This window comes from Streptomyces sp. NPDC048636, from assembly GCF_040650655.1.
In the GTDB taxonomy this organism is placed as follows: Bacteria; Actinomycetota; Actinomycetes; order Streptomycetales; family Streptomycetaceae; genus Streptomyces.
On the sequence record NZ_JBEZHR010000004.1, the window covers coordinates 357,160 to 373,880 of the forward strand.

The window sequence follows — 16,721 nt, forward strand, 5'->3', positions numbered from 1 at the left end:
CGCGAGGTCCGACGAGGCCTCAAGCGGCCACTCACCCGTCAGCACCCAGTTCAGAACACGTTCTTCCTGCGTGAACGAAACAAAATCCGGCAACTGCATTACGTAGAACTTCCGCCGTCGAAGCCCTGGTCCGTCGCCGCCTGCCCCGCTTGGATGTCCTCCATGATTCCTGACTGAGTCTTGTCCACCTGCTGCTGTTCCTGGGTCCGTCCCCCAATGATTCCGTACAGTGCCTCTGAAACGGACCCCAGCATCCCCTGGATGTCACCGACGGACTGCTGCCAATTCGGACCCACATCTGCCGCGAAGTCATCTGTGAACCCGTACCAGTTGGTGATGGAGCCGAGAAAGTCGTCCAGGATGGAGGTGAGCTCGTCGGACGCGGATTCCACATCGGACTTGAATGCTTCAAGCCGATCCTTACGGTAGTTGAAAGCCATCGCCGCTACCTCCTTTCCTCATCCTCATGGATCTCGTCACGCAGCCCGTCGCCCGCCTTGCGGCGTGTCGCCGTTCCCCGCTCCACCGTGCTGACCAGCGGACCGAAAATCCTGTCCCAGTCGATATCCACACCCTCCATGGCGGGCCTGCCGTCCTGGGTCTTGTCGGCCAGCGGCTGGAAGGTGTCCAGCACCAGGCGAGCCATCTGTGCATACGCCTGTCCGGCGGCCTCCAGCAGCGACGCCGACAGCTGAGCGGCGCCCATCGTGCGGTACTTGCCGTTGAGGAACTTCACCTCGCCAAGCTGCCCCTGGGCGTTGACCAGGACTTCCACACTGCCGTCACGCGACCGGGCCGTGGCCGATGCCGTACTCAGCTGCTCCTGTGCGCGGGCCGCCGCCTTCTGTGTCTCTTCCAGGTTGGCCCTCGCCTTGGCCAGCCTTTCGCCGATCGCTTCCCGCTTGCCGGGGCTTCCCATGTGCTGATCACTCATCGTTCGACTCCCCCCGTTTCGCTCAACGCCCGATCACGGCCGGTGCGCCGCCCTCGTCCGTGCCCCAGACGTCCTCGTCGTCGCCCATCCAGGAGGCCCGTTCACGGTCGGCGCTCTGGGTCTGCTGCTGACCTCCTCCCCCGGCGCCGCCCATCGGCGGCATGAAGGGCATTCCGCTGGAGGTGGTGGCACCGCCGCGCTGGGCGACGGGGATCCGCTCTTCCTCGTCCTGGTATCCGGAGCCGTTGCTCCTGCGCGCGGCGGGCATACGAGAGGTGCTCTGGCCGTCGTCCATCACGGCGCGGACGCGCTCGCCGTCGTTCGAGCCGCCACCCGAGCTCATGCCGTTGATGCGGGTGCCCTGGGGCAGCATCGGCATACCGCTGCCCGAACCATGGCCCGAACCGGATCCGGACGAACCTCCGGAGCCCGCGTTCTGGTCGTACAGCTCCTCCTCCTCGCTCCCGGGGGTGTACTCGGGCGAGTACTGCGAGCCGCCTTGGTCGGAGGGGTCCCCGATCCCCGATCCACCGCCGAGTTCATTGGGCACGGCCTGCCCCTGCTCGATCGGGGTGGTGACGGTGCTGCCGTCGGGCTGGTGATAGGTGACGGTGCCGTTGTCCGGGTCCAGGACGCTGCTGCTGCCGTCGGGGAAGTCGGTGGTGAGGGTGCCGTCCTGGTTCAGGGTCGTGGTGCTGCCGTCGCCGTTGGTGATCGATTCGCCGGGGTTCAGGCTGTCGAGGTCGGTCGTTCCGTCGGGGTGGGTCGTGGTGACGTCGCCGCCGGGCAGGTCGACGGTGCTGGAGCTGCCGTCCGGGAAGTCGGTGGTGACCGATCCGTCGGGGTTGAGTGTGGTCGTGCCGCTGTTCGGGTCGGGCAGTCCGCCGCCGTCACCGCCGCCGAGGCCGATCTGCTCGGCTTGCTGCTGGGCCTGATCAACCAATTGCTGTTGCTGATCTTCCAGCTGCTGCTGTTGCTGCTGTTGCTGTTGTTCCAGTTGTTGCTGTTGCTGCTCGGCCTGCTGCTGCATCTGCTGCTGTTGCTGTTCCAACTGCTCTTGCTGTTGCTGAGCCTGCTGCTGCGCCTGCTGTTCAACCTGCTGCTGCTGCTTTTCGGCCTCCTTCTGCATCTGTTCGGCCTGCTCTTGCTGCTGCTGGGCCTGCTGTTGCGCCTGCTGCTCGACCTGGTGTTGCTGCTGCTCCAGCTGCTCCTGCTGTTGCTCCAACTGGTTCTGCTGGTCCGGGAACGGGCTCTCGGTCTGCGGCCGGTGCTCCAGCTGTTCAGCCTGCGCCTCCTGTTGGGCGGCGATCTGCTCGGCCTGATTCTCAGCCTGCTCCTGCTGTTGCTGGATCTGCTGCTGGGCCTCCTTCTGCTGTTTCCGCCGCTGCTTCTCCAATTGCTGCTGAGCCTGCATCTGCTGCTTTGCCAGCTGTTCCTGCTGCTGTTGCATATGCTGCTGGGCTGCCAACTGCTGGTGCTGAAGCTGCTCCTGCTGCTCCTGCTGTTGCTTCTGCTGCTCCTTCGCCAGCTGCTCCTGCTGTTCTTGCTGCTGTTGCTGCATCTGCTGCTGTTGCTTCACCTGTTCCTGCTGAAGCTGCTCCTGCTGCTTCTGCTGCTCCTGCGCCAACTGCTCCTGCTGCTCCTGCGCCTCCTTCTGCGCCTGCGTCTGTTCCTTGACCTGCTGGGCCTGCTGCTGTGCCAGCTGCTCCTGCTGCTCCTGCTGCTGTTTCTGAAGCTGCTCCTGCTGTTGCTGCTGTTGTTGCTGCATCTGCCGCTGTTGCTTCAGCTGCTGCTGCTGAAGCTGCTCCTGCTGCTTCTGCTGCTCCTTCGCCAACTGCTCCTGCTGCTCCTGCGCCTCCTTCTGCGCCTGTTCCTGCTGTTGCTGCATGCGCCGCTGGGCCGCCAGTTGTTGCTGCTGAAGCTTCCTCTGTTGCTCCTGCTGCTCCTTCTGCATCCGCCGCTGCGCTTCCAGCTGCTGGTGCTGAAGCCTTTCCTGCTGTTCCTGTGCCTCTTTCTGTTGTTCCAGGGCCTCCTTCTGCATCCGCCTCTGGCGTGCCCGCTGCGCAGCCGCCTGGTCCTGAGCAAGGCCCTCACTCAGGCTGCTGGTGGTCTCCGTCTCGATGGAGTCCGGGAATTTCTGGTTGTTGAAGGAGTTCTGAATGTCGATGACGGCTCGTTTACCGGCCTCCACGAGCTGTTCGAGTACGGACCGCTGCCACCGCTTGATGGCCTCTTGGCCGATCGTCTTCCAGGTGGCCTTGTCGCCGAGCGGACCGTAGTTCCTGTCACCGCCGTAGAAACCACTCTTCTCGACAAAGTGATCGCCGATGACGTCCCCCGCCAGGGTGACCGACTGCACGTCGTAGCGCACCTTCAGGAGGTTGTTCTGCCATACCTCGTCGGTGACATCGAGCAGGACGTCATGCAGCCAGCGCAGGGGATTGCCCTCGTACAACTGCCAGCTGTACCAGGTGTTGTACAGATTTGTCGCCGCCGTCTCGATCGTCTGCCGGAAGGAGCGGAGGTCGGAGCCGAACTTCGACTCCAGGGACGAGGTGAGCGGAACCTGATGGCTGTAGGACTCATAGTTCTCGGCGAGCTTGTGAATCAGGTCCTTGAAGACCCCGGCCGCCTTCCCCCTCCAGGCCGCGCCCTGGTCACCGAGGTCCCGTTCCCAGTTCCGCAATTCCATGTGCTGGAGCTTGAAGAAGTAGGCGACCCGGTCGAACGCCGCTGCCGCCCGGTCGAAGGAATCCAGATCCACCGCATCGGCGAGGTGTTCCAGCCTGAGATCACCGTCCCAGGAGAACCCGACTGTGTTCCCGGTGCGGAGGAGCCGGTACAACGCCATGCCGCCGCCGTAGCTGTACCGCGACAGGTCGACATTGCTCCATGTCACGTCCGAGGACTGTCCCTCGAAGTCATGGCCGAGGCTACTGCCGAATTCCGCGCCGTGGACCACACCGCCGGCCGGGGGCTCATCCGTGCTTGTGGTGCCCAGCATCGTGACGCGACCCCGCATCATCTCCACCTCGGTGCCCGGTGGCGCGTCACCGATCGGGCCGTCGTTCCCGGAGAAGAAGGGGACCACGAAGTCGGTGTCCTCGATGCGCCAACCGGAGTTCTCCGTCCGCCACGACATGTCGATCCCGGCCTGGGTGATGGCCGTGGTCGGCTCGCCCTCGAATTCCGAGATCTCGACCCGCATCAGCGGGATGTCGTCGTTGCCGAGAAGCTCGTTGAAGAGGGTCCCCCGGAGCGGCAGATCAGCACCGGTCAGCACCCTGACGGCAATGCGCCAATAGTCTTCATCGGGAGCGGAGTACGCGGGGGGAACGTTGTCGTTTCCAGACTCGGCCACGGGACAGGACCTTCCGGGGGCTTCTCAGTGAGACGGGCGGGCGGCGATGAGGGCGGACTGCGACGAGCCGGTCAGACCGTCTCGGTTTCATCGCTGGTGGACGAGGTGCTGCTCAGGTCCTCATCCACGTTGTCGAAAATGTCCAGGAACTTCTGGCCGTTGATGCTGCCCAGATTGTCGTGCTGTGCGTTGAAAAGCTGGTGGATGGTGTCCCGCAGGTTCTCCGCGATGTCGCCGAAGAGCTCGGACTGCCCCTCGAAGATGGACACAAGGCTCTCCGCCGTGCTTTGCACCGCCTTCTGGAGACTGGCGCCATGTCCTTCGAGATAGCCGTCGTCCGCCATACATCCCATGGCCAGCGGCCTGAGCAGGCCAAAACTCGGACTGTCCGCCGAGACATCGGACTCACCGATCAGGCTCTTCATCGAAGGCGCGGCGCCCCCGTCGTTCAACTGGATCTCATGGACCTGGTCCCGGAAGGGCAGGACACGGCTGTCCAGGAATGTCTGGAGTCCGGCCTTGTCCAGCGTCATGGCGGGGGAATCCGGATCCGGACACCTGGGTATGTAATCAGGATCCGGTGCCCGTTTTCCCGAACCCTGTTCCGTGTCGTCAGCCACAGCGATGCTCCTTCCGTTGCGGATATACCGCCCGCCACCGAGGGAGGCGGGCCGGGGCAGCGGCCCGAGGGCCGGTGGCGGGCGGTGTCGCCCTGCGGCCGTGGGGGACGGCCACGCAGGGCGGGTCAGCGGCCGATCTTCACCGAGTCCCACATCTGGGTCAGCGAGCTCTCGCTGTACTGGTAGTTGCCGGAGACCGAGGTCAGAAGCGTGGAGTGCTTCGTCAGCAGGTCCTCCATGGCCTTGACGGCGTGGTCCCAGGCCCGCTGCTTCTGGTCATAGACGTCCCGGTCATCACCGACCCAGGAGTTCCTGAGCGCGTTGAGTTCCATCTCCAGGTTGGAGAGGGTGGTCGCGATGGCCCGCGTCTGCGTGATCATGTCGTCCGCGGCGTTGCTCATCTGCGAGTAGTCGACGTAGATAAAGCCGTCGGTGAAATCACTCATTGCCAGTTCTCATCTCACTTCGGGGAGGGACTGAGGGTGAGGCGCGTCGTCCGGACTCAGCCGGCCAGCGCGTCGAAGACGGAGTTCGACTGCGCATAAGCCTGGTTGATCGAGTCGTTCGAGGATCCCTGCTGCCTGCCGTGCTCGGTGAGGGTCTCGTTCAGGGTCTCGATCATGTCCTGCACGTTCCGGAGGATGACGTCGGCCTTTTCCTCCCAGGAGGTGACCAGATCCCGGAAGGCGCCGCCGTCGCTTCCCTGGTAGTGCGTCATGAGGTTGGTCTTGGTGGTTTCGACGTCCTGGCGGCACCTGAGCACACCGTTGAACGCCATTTCCAGCGCCTGTACGCCATTTCGTGTGGCGGATTCCTCCGACTGCTGCATGCCGTTGACGGCCATGCGTACCCCTTTCATCGTCCGGTCCTGAACGGCCGCCGGTCGACGGGGATACTCGCCGGCGGCGATTCAGGGATTTGGGCCTGCCATGGGCCAGGTTCCACCGCAATCACCGCTTGAGTTGGCCCCCGCGCGCTGACCGATGTCGGTTCATGACCTGTGCACGGGAAATGCCCGTACCGATGGCGGCTTTCGCGTCGAGCCTGTCAGGCGCGCAAAGCGGCTACAAGGGACATGGCGCGGGATTAATAGTGCGCGGCACCGGATTTATTGCGCATCAGTTGCCGCGCCCGGCCGACCGGGAGCAGTGCGGCGCGGTCACATGGGCCCGTCCCTTCTGTGCCGCCTCCGGGGACAGATCGGGGCCGGAGGGGAGCATCGAGAGCATCAGGGAGGGGAGTTCCCGCATGCTGCCGCTGTCGTAGCCCAGGGCCTTGACCGTGTCCGTGTCCACCAGCCGGTGTTTCACACCCGCGTCCGTGACCAGGTACAGCGTATTGCCGACCTCGCCGCCGCCCGCACCCAGCGCCCGTACCAGCGCACCGCGGCCCGGCGGTGCGGTGACCCGCTCCACGGGGAGGCAGGCCGGGGCCGCGGCCGCGCCCGAGGAGTGCTGGGCGGCCGGGCCGAGGTCCGGTTCGGTGACCAGCGCGACTCCGAACCGGGTGCCCTTGGTGCCCGGCGCCACGCGGGCGCAGGGGATCCGTCCGTGGGCGACGGTGACCGCCTTCGGCGGCGAACTCGGAACCGTACCGGGGCCGTTGTCCAGCGCGTCCTCGGCCGCGAGACTGCCTTTCAGCGCCTGGGAGGTCAGCGGCAGGGCGGTCGGTTCACGGCCGCCGTACGCCTTCTCGCGGGTCTGCGGATCGCCGAGTACCAGCGCGAGACCGGTCGCGGTGAGCGGCGCGAGACCGTCCTCGCGCAGCAGGTAGTAGCGGGCCGTGGAGCCGGGCACCGCGAGGGCGAAGGTCTGCCCGATCCGGGTGGCGCGGCCGCCCAACTCCGCCCCGCGGCCACCGATTCCCGGGTTGTCGGGCGGCGCGAGGTCGGGACCGGCCGGCAGTGCGCTCAGGAAACCGGCCGATACGGGCACCGGCTTGGTGGTGGCGTAGCCGAGGGCCTCCATGACACCGGAAGCGTCGTCGAGCCGCAGTCGACTGCCCTGCCACAGCAGATAGCGGGTACGGTCCGGGCCGGTGACGAGCACCCCCTCGCCCTTGCCGAGCGCGCTGCCACCGGCCTCGGTGGCGATCGCGAGCGTGGTGCTCGCCTTGCCGTCCTCGGCTGCCGACGGAGCGGAACACACCTGCCACGGCTCGTCGGACAGATCACCGGGGCCGGGCGGGGAGTCGGGGGCGCCGTCGATGCCGACGGGTGTGCCGTGCGGGGTGCCCTTGAGGGAGTCGGTGCCGACCGTGGTGGTCGTGAGGTCGGTGCCGCCCAGCAGCAGGGCCGAGGCGTAGTTGCGAACGGGGCGCAGCCTTCCGTCGAGGTACAGATAGCGGGCGCCGGTCTGCTTGTTGACGATCAGTTGGCCCGGACTGCGCCAGGAGTCCGTGGTGCCGGGCGAGATGAGGCCGAAGACAAAGGCACCTGCGCTGATCAGGACGGCGATGATGACGCCGATGGCGATACCGCGGTTGGTACGGCCCTGGGGGCTCTCGGACGCGTCCGGGTCGGAGCGCAGCATGCTGGAGGTCAACCGGCCCATGAGGAACATATGGGCCTGGACCTGGTCGCGTTTGTTCTGCATCAGCGGCTCTTCTCCTCAGGTGTCATCCGCCGTGGGCACGGAGGGCGCCGTAGACGCCGAGCACCCAGAGCGACAGGGGCAGCATGCTGATCGCCATGAGGGAGTGCAGCAGCTCCGCGGCGCGGCCCCAGTACGGGACGAGCCGACGGCCCGGGACCGTCCAGGAGGCGATGGCGAGGGCGGCGGCGGCCGCGAGCACCGCGCCGACCAGCAGGAGCTTGCCGGTGGGACCGGACGAGGCGGCCGCGTCGTGGGTGAGCAGGGCGCCGCCCCATACGCCGGGGACGACGAGCGAGAGGCGCTGGAGGGTGTTGCCCAGACCCCTGCTGTGCAACAGGAGCAGCACCGACAGGGCCACCATGGCGAGGATCTCGGGGAGGTCGGAGGCGCGGCCGAGGCCGAGCAGACACCCGGCGCAAATGGTGCCCGCCGCCGCGTAGAGGCCGGTCATCCAGCCGTCGGCGACGACGGCTCGAGCGGCGACGGCGGAGGGCGAGTGGGGTTCGATGCCCTCCTGGAGCTGCTGGGCGTTGGTGGGCAGGGGTGGCAGTCGCAGTCCGGACAGCCGGAAGGACAGTGTGGGCACGAACGCCCCGAAGATGACGGCGGCCAGCGAGACCAGTCCGGCGGTGTGCGGGGCCGACAGATCGGCGGTCATCATCAGGACGGCCGCGAGCACACCCGCGGTGGCGACCGCCACCGCGGCGAGGAAGAGCGCGGCGAAGGCGACGACCAGGGCGACGGCGAGCATCGCGCCGCCTGCCGCGGCGGCGCAGGCGGCGAGCAGCCGGGCGCCCAGCACCTCGTACGGGTGTGGTCCGCCCAGGTCGCCGCCGGGCAGCAGCCAGCCGGCCAGGGCGAAGTAGGGCACGGCCACGAAGCCCAGTGCCGCGCCCGCCTCCGCGTCGCCGACCGCGCGGCTGGCCGATCCGGCGCCACCGAGCAGCAGTGCCCCGGCGGCGGCCGCGGCCAGTGCCCGCAGTTCGGCGGAGGGGCCGGGGATCGCGAGGACGGCGAGCCCGGCGGCGAGGGTGACGGCCAGCAGGCCGAGCAGGAGACGGCGGCTGGTGGTCGCCGTCCAGCCGAAGGGACGGTCCGCCATGGTGGTGGCGATGCCGTCGACCAGGTCGTCGAGCTGGACTTCGGGAAGGGTGTCGGTGCGCGGCCTGAGGTAGAGGGTTTCCCCGTCGAGCAGGCCCAGGGATTCCAGGCTGCTCTCCTCGGCGACCGGTTCGCCACCGAGGCGCTGGAGGACCCATCCTCCGTGCTCAAGGCCCTGCTCGGCAAGGTCGTCGCCCGCGTACCGCACCAGTGTGGGCAGCAGGTCGATGACGGGGACGTCGGCGGGAACCGCGAGGTCGATGGTTTTGGCGGGCGCGCGCACGGTGACGCGGCAGAGCCCTGCCGTTGCGGTGTCTGTCATGGGGGTACTCACGCTTCATCGGGAGACGCTGAAGGTCTCCGGGGAGAATCGGTCGTCGGAGATGCGCCCGGGAGACGGTGAGGGTCTCCGGGGGAACCGGTCGTTGGACGTGTGCGCGGCGACGCGGCACACTACATGCGGAACCGCTGCTGGAGTCGCGGCCGTCGAACTGAACCGTTGAGACGGATCGTAGACTCTTCTCCACCGGCCCGGGTTGCTGCCCCCGGCCCGGTTCTGCTGCCGGCCCTCGTGGCCGCGCCACTCACACCTTGTCCGGCTTCTCCTGCCGTACGGGTCCAGCCCGTTCGCCGTCTCATGACATCCCGCCACGCCCGCGTGCGACGCCGCACTGGCACCGGATGCACGGACGTCGGGCACCCGGAAATCCCAGCACCACGGCAGCACACCGTTTCCGAAGGAGATCTCTCACTTGAGTACCGTCCTGTTCCGCAGGCCCGCGCGTCGCCGCGGTCCGGACATGCCCGAAGGAGAGCTGAGTCTCCAGGAGCCGCCCACACTGGCGGAGATGACGCCCGACAGCTCGGCGGTGTGGAACTACCTGCCGATGGCGATGATGTCGGTGTCGATGATGCTGATGTTCATGCGGCCGGGCTCCAAGGGCGCCTTCACCTATCTGGCGCTGGGGCTGATGCTGGTTTCCTCGGTGGCCATGATCCTGGGGCAGTTCATGCGCCGCGCCAGCGAGCGCAAACAGCGGCTGAAGGGTGAGCGGCGGGACTATCTGCGCTATCTGCGGCAGACCCGCAGGAAGGTGCGGACCGCCGTGGTGGAGCAGCAGCGGGCGCTGCTGTGGCGCCACCCGGAGCCGGACGCGCTGTGGTCGCTGGTGGGCACCACCAGGCTGTGGGAACGGCGGCCCGGCGACGAGGACTTCGCCGAGGTGCGGGTGGCGGTCGGCGACCAGAAGCTCGGACTGCGGCTGGCTCCGCTGTCCACCAAACCGGTGGAGGATCTGGAGCCACTGACCGCACACGCGCTGCGCAGTTTTATCCGCGCCTATGCCTCCGTCCCCGACCAGCCGATCGCGGTCTATCTACGCACCTGGTCGAAAGTGCTGTTCCGGGGCGATACGGAGCGGATCCGCGCGCTGAGCAGGGCGTTGCTGGCCCAGCTGGCCGTGGTGCACTCGCCCGAGGATCTGTGGATCGCGGTGGTCACGGCGGACGAGCGGCGTGCCGAGTGGGAGTGGGTGAAGTGGCTGCCGCACAACTTGCACACGCAGGACAGCGACGGCGCGGGCGCGGTGCGGATGGTCGTGTCGTCCGTGAACGAACTGGACGATCTGCTGGGCGTGGAGTTCCAGGAGCGGCCACCGTACGACCCGGACGGGGTGCCGGGGCGGGAGGAGCCGTACACGGTGATCGTGCTGGACGGGGTCGCTCCGCCCGGCGGACACCGGTTGGACGGGCCGGGCTGCCGTAACGCGGTGGTGCTGGATCTCGCCGGGGAGCTGACCTGGCGGCCGGGGCGCACCACGCTGCGCTTCGAGGTCGCGGACGACGCGATGAGCCTGGTACGTACGGACCGTGAGCGCAAGGAACAGCTGACCCCGCTCGGCCGCCCCGACCGGCTGACCACCACGGTGGCCGCGTCGCTGGCCAAACGGCTCGCCCCGTACCGGATGGGGGTGGCCACGCAGTCCGCGGAGCCGCTGGCGACGGATGTGGAGCTGACGACCCTGCTGGGGATCACGGATCTGTACCGTCATGAGCCGCCCTCGTTGTGGTCCCGGCGCACCGGCTCGGAGCGGCTGCGGGTGCCGATCGCGGTCGGCTCCGACGGGACGCCGGTGGAGCTGGACATCAAGGAGTCCGCACAGGGCGGCACCGGCCCGCACGGCATGCTCATCGGCGCCACCGGCTCCGGCAAGAGCGAGCTGCTGCGCACCCTGGTACTGGGGCTGGCGCTCACCAACTCCTCCGAAACACTCAACTTCGTCCTGGTGGACTTCAAGGGCGGCGCCACCTTCCTCGGCCTCGATGAACTCCCGCACACCTCCGCGGTGATCACCAACCTCGCCGACGAGGTGGCACTGGTCTCCCGGATGCAGGACGCCCTCCACGGCGAACTGATGCGCCGCCAGGAACTGCTGCGCGCCGCGGGCAACTACACCTCCGCCCTGGAGTACGAGAAGGCACGCGCCGACGGAGCGCCACTGGCCCCGCTGCCGAGCCTGTTCGTGGTGGTCGACGAGTTCAGCGAGCTGCTCGCCGCACACCGCGAGTTCATGGAACTGTTCGTCATGATCGGACGGCTCGGCCGCAGCCTCGGAGTACATCTGCTGCTCGCCTCACAGCGGCTCGACGAAGGCCGGATGCACCAGCTGGAAAGCCATCTGTCCTACCGGATCGGTCTGCGTACCTTCTCGGCGATGGAAAGCCGCGGTGTGCTGGGCGTGCCGGACGCGTACGAGCTGCCCCCGACGCCGGGCAGTGGCTTCATCAAGACCGGTGTGGAGGCGCTGACCCGCTTCCGCGCCGCCTATGTCTCCGGCCCGTACCGGCACCGCGGCGGCTCCGCCGCCCACCAGGCCCGGGTGGCCAGCCAGGTGGTGCCGTGGACGGCGGGCTGGGTGGTGCCACGCCAGCTGCCCGATCCGCCGGAGAACCAGCCGGACGGACCGGAGGAGGAAGAGAGCGGCGCGTCGCTGCTGTCGGTGGCGGTGGACCGGTTGCGGGACGCCGGGCCGCCCGCACACCAGGTGTGGCTGCCACCGCTGGAGGACCCGTCGCCGCTGGACGAGTTGCTGCCGCCGCTCGCACCGCATCCGGAGTACGGGTTCACCCTCACCGACCTGACCGGACGAGGACGGCTCTCGGTGCCGGTCGGGGTGGTGGACCGGCCCTTCGACCAGCGCCGCGACGACATGGTGGTGGATCTGTCGGGCGCCGGTGGCCATGTGGGTATCGCGGGCGGCCCGCAGAGTGGCAAGTCCACACTGGTGCGGACGCTCATCACCGCTCTCGCCCTCACCCACACCCCGCGCGAGGTGCAGTTCTACTGTCTGGACTTCGGCGGTGGCACTCTGGCCGGGCTCACCGATCTGCCACATGTCGGTGGTGTCGCGGCCCGGCTGGACCTCGAGCGGGTCGGCCGGGTGCTGGCCGAGGTCTCCGCGGTGCTGGCACACCGGGAGCGGTTCTTCCTGGAGAACGGCATCGACTCGATGGCCACGCTGCGGCGGCGCCGTGCGGCCGGAGAGTTCCCCGAGGAGAAGCACGGCGATGTCTTCCTCGTGGTGGACGGCTGGGCCACGGTACGTCAGGACTACGACCAGCACCTCCCCACGTTCAACGCCATCGCCGGCCGGGGGCTGAACTACGGCGTCCACCTCATCGTCACCACCGCCCGCTGGGTGGAGCTGTCGGCGGCCGTCCGCGACCAGGCCGCCACCCAGCTGGAACTGCGCATGGGTGACCCGATGGACTCCAACATCGACCCGCGCAAGGCGCGAAGTGTGCCGCGCTCCCCCGGGCGGGGGCTGACCGGCGACTCCAAGCTGCACTATCTGGCGGCGCTGCCCCGGATCGACGGCGGGACCGACACGGAGGACCTGTCGGAGGGCATCGCGGGGCTGGCGTCCGCACTCCGCGAGCACTGGACGGGCCCGCCCGCACCCCCGGTGCGGATGCTGCCGACGCTGCTTCCGGCCGCCGAACTGCCACCCCCGGACGGCGATGTGCGGGTGCCGCTCGGTATCGAGGAGGACCGGATGGACACGGTCTGGCACGACTTCAGCGCCACCCCGCACATGATCGTCGTCGGGGACACCGAAAGTGGCAAGACCAACCTGCTCCGGCTCACCGCGAAGGCCATCACCGCCCGGTACACCCCGGCCGAGGCCCGCATCATGGTGGTCGACTACCGCCGCGAACTGGTCGAGGCGATCCCCGACGACTACCGGCTCGGCCACGCCGTCTCCATCGACGCGCTCAGGGACCTGGTCGGCGGTGCCGCGCGGGCCGTCAAAACACGGGTACCGGGCCCGGACATCACCCCCGCGCGGATGCGGCTGTGCGACTGGTGGACCGGGCCGCGGCTGTTCGTCCTGGTCGACGACTACGACATGGTCGGTGGCGGCGGTCCGCTCAACCAGCCCTTCGAGCCCCTGACGGACTTCCTCGCACTGGGCTACGAGGTCGGCCTGCACATGGTGGTCGCCCGCTCCGCGGCGGGGGCGTCCCGCGCGCTCAACGATCCACTGCTGCGGCGGCTCCTGGAGGTCAACACCCCCGGGATCCTGCTGTCCTGCCCGCCGACCGAGGGCTACCTCTTCGGCAATGTCAAGGGCCGCAATCTGCCTCCCGGACGCGGTCAGCGCATCGCCCGCCGCAAGAGCGTCCAGGTCCAGACGGCCCTGCTCACCCCGGAGGGCTCATGAGCCGACCTACGGTCCGGGAAGCGCACCATGAGATTCCAGGAGGTCCGAGAGTGTCACGGCAGGTACTGACGGTCTGCCCGGATCAGCCGGAGAGCTACCGGACGATCGGTGAGGCGCTGGCCGCGGCGCGCACCGGAGCGGTGATCCGGGTCCGGCCCGGCCGTTACACCGAGAACCTCACCGTCCGCACAAGGGTGACCCTCGTCGGCGAAGGCGACCCGGGCAGTGTCGAGATCTGCCCGCGCCGGGGCACCGCGCTGACCCTGGTCGCCGACGCGGTGATGCTCACCGATCTGACCCTGCGCGGCGGCGGCGAGGATGTGGCGGTCGTCGACGCGCCACGCGGTCAGGTCGCCATGGACAGCTGCACGGTGATCGGATCGGGCTGGACGGCGGTGCTGGCCCGGCAGAGCGGTTCGCTGGCCATGCGCGGCTGCCGGATCACCAACCGTGAGGGCGCGGGCATCGTGGACACCTCGGAGAACGGCAGTGTCATCGAGGACTGCCTCATCGAGAACCTCGGCACCTCCGCCGTCGTCCTCGGCGAAGGCGCCCGGTCGACGGTGCGCAACTGCCGGCTGCGCGACGCCCGCGGCAACGGCGTACTGGCCAACGGCGAATCCCAGGGCTCCATCGAGTCCTGCGACATCACCACGACCGACAAGCCCGCGATCGCGCTGGAGGGCAACAGCACCACCCGCGTCTCCCGCTGTACCGTCCGCGACACCTCGGTGGGCGTCTACCTCACCAGCGCTTCCCGCCCCACCCTCGAGGACGTCGCGGTCTCCGGCACCTCCGGCCCCGCCATCGCCCTTGCCTCGGGGGCCGATCCGCTGCTGCGCCGGTGCACCACACTGCGGACGAAGGACAGCGGTGTGGTGGTCTCCGAGAGGTCCCGGGGCACCTTCGAGGACTGCGAGTTCACCATGGCCGCCGGTTCGGCGATCCGGGTCACGGGCTCCAGCTCGCCGTCGTTCCTGCGCACCGCCGTCCGGGGCTGCTCCGACGCCGCCGCGGCCGTGCTGCTCACCGAGGAGTCGACCGCGGAGTTCGACCGGCTGGAGGTGACGGAGTCGGCGGGCAGCGCGGTGGCCATCCGCGCGCACGCCAATCCGCTGCTGCGCGGCGCCCGTATCACCGCGTCCGGCACACATGGCTTCGAGGTGGCCGACGACGGGCGCGGACGGCTGGAGTCCTGCACCGTGGAGCGGGCGGGCGGCGACGGGATACGCGTCGCCGACGGCGGCACCGCCCAGATCGACGGCTGTGTGCTGCGCACATCCTCGGAGTCCGGGCTCTCGGTGGGCCGTGACGCCGTCGCCACCGTACGCGACTGCGAGATCGACACCTGCGGCGCCTCGGGCGTGGCCGTCGAGGACGGGGGCGAACTGTCCCTGACCCGCTCCCGCATCGCGCAGGCAGGGGCCCACGGTGTGCTCCTCGCCGCGGGCGCGCGTGCGGAGCTGCGCCAGTGCGAGATCACCGGGAGCGTCGGCGATGGCATCAGGGCCGACACCACCGGGCCGGTCGGCGTCATCGGCTGCACCGTACGCGGCAGCCGTGGCGCCGGTCTGACCCAGACCCACGGCGGCGACCGGCTGGAGGTGCTGGAGCTGACCAGCGCCGACAACGGCGAACCCGATCTGTGGGGCGCCGAGGCCGCCGCCCGGGCGGCCGACCGGCCCGGTGGCGGACCGCGTCCGGACCGCGACGAGCCACAGGAGCCGCTGGACGAGCTGGAAGCCCTCATCGGCCTCGTGGGCGTCAAACACCAGGTGCGCACCCTGGTCAACCTCAACCAACTGGCCCAGCGCCGCGTGCGGTTGGGTATGCCGGTGCCGTCGATGAGCCGCCATCTGGTCTTCGCGGGCCCTCCCGGGACCGGCAAGACCACCGTGGCCCGCCTCTACGGCTCCATCCTGGCGCAGCTGGGGGTGCTGCCGGAGGGGCATCTCGTCGAGGTCTCCCGCGCCGATCTGGTGGCGCAGGTCATCGGCGGTACGGCCATCAAGACCACCGAGGCGTTCAACAGGGCGATCGGCGGAGTGCTGTTCATCGACGAGGCGTACACCCTCACCTCCGGGGGCTCCTCGAACGACTTCGGCCGGGAGGCGGTGGACACCCTGCTGAAACTCATGGAGGACCACCGCGAGGACGTGGTGGTGATCGCCGCGGGGTACTCCGCCGAGATGGATTCCTTCCTGGGCTCCAACCCGGGCCTGGCCTCCCGTTTCACCCGCACCATCGAGTTCGAGAACTACTCCGTCGAGGACCTGGTGACGATCACGGAGAGCATGTGTGGCTCCCACCAGTTCGAGCTGGGACCCGGCACCTCCGAAGCCCTCGCGGCACACTTCGAAGCCATGCCGAAGGACGCCACGTTCGGCAACGGCCGGGCCGCCCGGCGGGTGTTCGAGGAGATGGTGGACCGTCAGGCGTTCCGCCTCGCCACCATGGCCGAACCAGCCCAGCGCGATCTGACACTGCTGCTGCCCGAGGACGTCAGCGACGCGGCGCGGGTGAAGGAGGCGGAGGCCGAGGACCGGGACACCATGCTGGCGAAGCTGACGGCCATGATCGGCCTGAACGCCGTCAAACGCGAGGTCACCGACCTGGTCAGCCTGCTGACCACGGCCAAGCAGCGGGAGGCCGCCGGGCTTCCCGCGCCCCGTATCAGCCAGCATCTGGTGTTCTCCGGCCCGCCCGGCACCGGTAAGACCACCATCGCCCGGCTCTACGCCCAGCTGCTCCACTCCCTGGGCGTGCTGAACCGGGGCCAGTTGGTCGAAGTGGCCCGCGCCGATCTGGTGGGGCGGTACGTGGGCCACACCGCGCAGCTCACCAAGGAGGTGTTCGAGAGCGCGATGGGCGGTGTGCTCTTCATCGACGAGGCGTACACCCTCACCCCCGAGGGGTCGTCCTCCGACTTCGGCCGGGAGGCGGTGGACACCCTCCTGAAACTCATGGAGGACCACCGCGACGAGGTCGTGGTCATCGTCGCCGGTTACACCGACGAGATGAGCCGCTTCCTGGCCTCCAACCCCGGCCTCGCCTCCCGCTTCTCGCGGTACGTGGAGTTCGAGAACTACACCACCGACGAGCTGGTCACCATCATGCAACGGCAGGCCGAGGAGACCGGCTACAGCTGTCCACCCGAAACCCTGGAGGCACTGCGCGCCGCCATCGAGGGACTCCCCCGCGACCGGTCCTTCGGCAACGCCCGGCTGGCGCGGCAGCTGCTGGAGACGATGGTCACCCACCAGGCCCGCAGGCTGTCGACGCTGCGCACCCCGAGCATCGAGGACCTGCGCAGTCTGCTGCCGGAGGACCTGCCGACGGAGGGGATGGCCACCACACGCTGAGGTGGCGGCCAGGGTGCGCGCCCTT

Annotated in this window: 10 protein-coding genes; 2 read left to right on the top strand and 8 right to left on the bottom strand. The window is 68.7% G+C overall.

Annotated elements, in window-relative coordinates:
* Positions 1-98 precede the first annotated feature (98 nt).
* The 8 genes from AB0C66_RS14390 to eccD all read right to left on the bottom strand — a co-directional run bounded on the left by AB0C66_RS14390 (position 99) and on the right by eccD (position 8,932).
* A complete protein-coding gene (locus AB0C66_RS14390; protein ID WP_362437092.1) occupies positions 99-440 on the bottom strand; it encodes a hypothetical protein in 342 nt (113 codons plus the stop codon).
* A gap of 5 nt (positions 441-445) precedes the next feature.
* Positions 446-934, bottom strand: a complete 489-nt coding sequence (locus tag AB0C66_RS14395; RefSeq protein ID WP_362437094.1) for a YbaB/EbfC family nucleoid-associated protein — start codon at positions 932-934, stop codon at positions 446-448.
* 22 nt (positions 935-956) lie between these two features.
* Positions 957-4,295, bottom strand: coding sequence for an AAWKG family protein (locus tag AB0C66_RS14400; RefSeq protein ID WP_362437096.1), 3,339 nt, complete (start codon positions 4,293-4,295; stop codon positions 957-959).
* Between the two features lie 71 nt (positions 4,296-4,366).
* A complete protein-coding gene (locus tag AB0C66_RS14405; protein ID WP_362437098.1) occupies positions 4,367-4,915 on the bottom strand; it encodes a type VII secretion system-associated protein in 549 nt (182 codons plus the stop codon).
* A gap of 125 nt (positions 4,916-5,040) precedes the next feature.
* Positions 5,041-5,361, bottom strand: a complete 321-nt coding sequence (locus tag AB0C66_RS14410) for a WXG100 family type VII secretion target (RefSeq protein WP_362437100.1) — start codon at positions 5,359-5,361, stop codon at positions 5,041-5,043.
* Between the two features lie 56 nt (positions 5,362-5,417).
* Positions 5,418-5,759 carry a hypothetical protein gene (locus AB0C66_RS14415; protein ID WP_362437102.1) on the bottom strand — a complete coding sequence of 114 codons (342 nt, stop codon included), beginning with the start codon at positions 5,757-5,759 and terminating at the stop codon, positions 5,418-5,420.
* A gap of 274 nt (positions 5,760-6,033) precedes the next feature.
* Complete coding sequence (eccB, locus tag AB0C66_RS14420) at positions 6,034-7,509, bottom strand: type VII secretion protein EccB (protein ID WP_362437104.1); 1,476 nt, start codon at positions 7,507-7,509, stop codon at positions 6,034-6,036.
* 22 nt (positions 7,510-7,531) lie between these two features.
* Positions 7,532-8,932, bottom strand: a complete 1,401-nt coding sequence (eccD, locus tag AB0C66_RS14425) for a type VII secretion integral membrane protein EccD (protein ID WP_362437106.1) — start codon at positions 8,930-8,932, stop codon at positions 7,532-7,534.
* A 430-nt stretch (positions 8,933-9,362) separates the two neighbouring features.
* On the opposite strand from eccD, the gene eccCa reads away from it, so the two are divergent.
* Together eccCa and AB0C66_RS14435 are read left to right on the top strand one after the other, a co-directional pair.
* Positions 9,363-13,334, top strand: a complete 3,972-nt coding sequence (eccCa, locus tag AB0C66_RS14430) for a type VII secretion protein EccCa (protein ID WP_362437108.1) — start codon at positions 9,363-9,365, stop codon at positions 13,332-13,334.
* Between the two features lie 50 nt (positions 13,335-13,384).
* Entirely contained in the window at positions 13,385-16,696 is a 3,312-nt protein-coding gene (locus AB0C66_RS14435) for a right-handed parallel beta-helix repeat-containing protein (protein ID WP_362437110.1), read from the top strand.
* Positions 16,697-16,721 lie beyond the last annotated feature (25 nt).

Bases quoted from the DNA above. Each gene is read 5' to 3' on its own strand.
- AB0C66_RS14390 (WP_362437092.1), bottom strand. From the start codon at position 440: ATGGCTTTCAACTACCGTAAGGATCGGCTTGAAGCATTCAAGTCCGAT.
- AB0C66_RS14395 (WP_362437094.1), bottom strand. From the start codon at position 934: ATGAGTGATCAGCACATGGGAAGCCCCGGCAAGCGGGAAGCGATCGGC.
- AB0C66_RS14410 (WP_362437100.1), bottom strand. From the start codon at position 5,361: ATGAGTGATTTCACCGACGGCTTTATCTACGTCGACTACTCGCAGATG.
- AB0C66_RS14415 (WP_362437102.1), bottom strand. From the start codon at position 5,759: ATGGCCGTCAACGGCATGCAGCAGTCGGAGGAATCCGCCACACGAAAT.
- eccB (WP_362437104.1), bottom strand. From the start codon at position 7,509: ATGCAGAACAAACGCGACCAGGTCCAGGCCCATATGTTCCTCATGGGC.
- eccD (WP_362437106.1), bottom strand. From the start codon at position 8,932: ATGACAGACACCGCAACGGCAGGGCTCTGCCGCGTCACCGTGCGCGCG.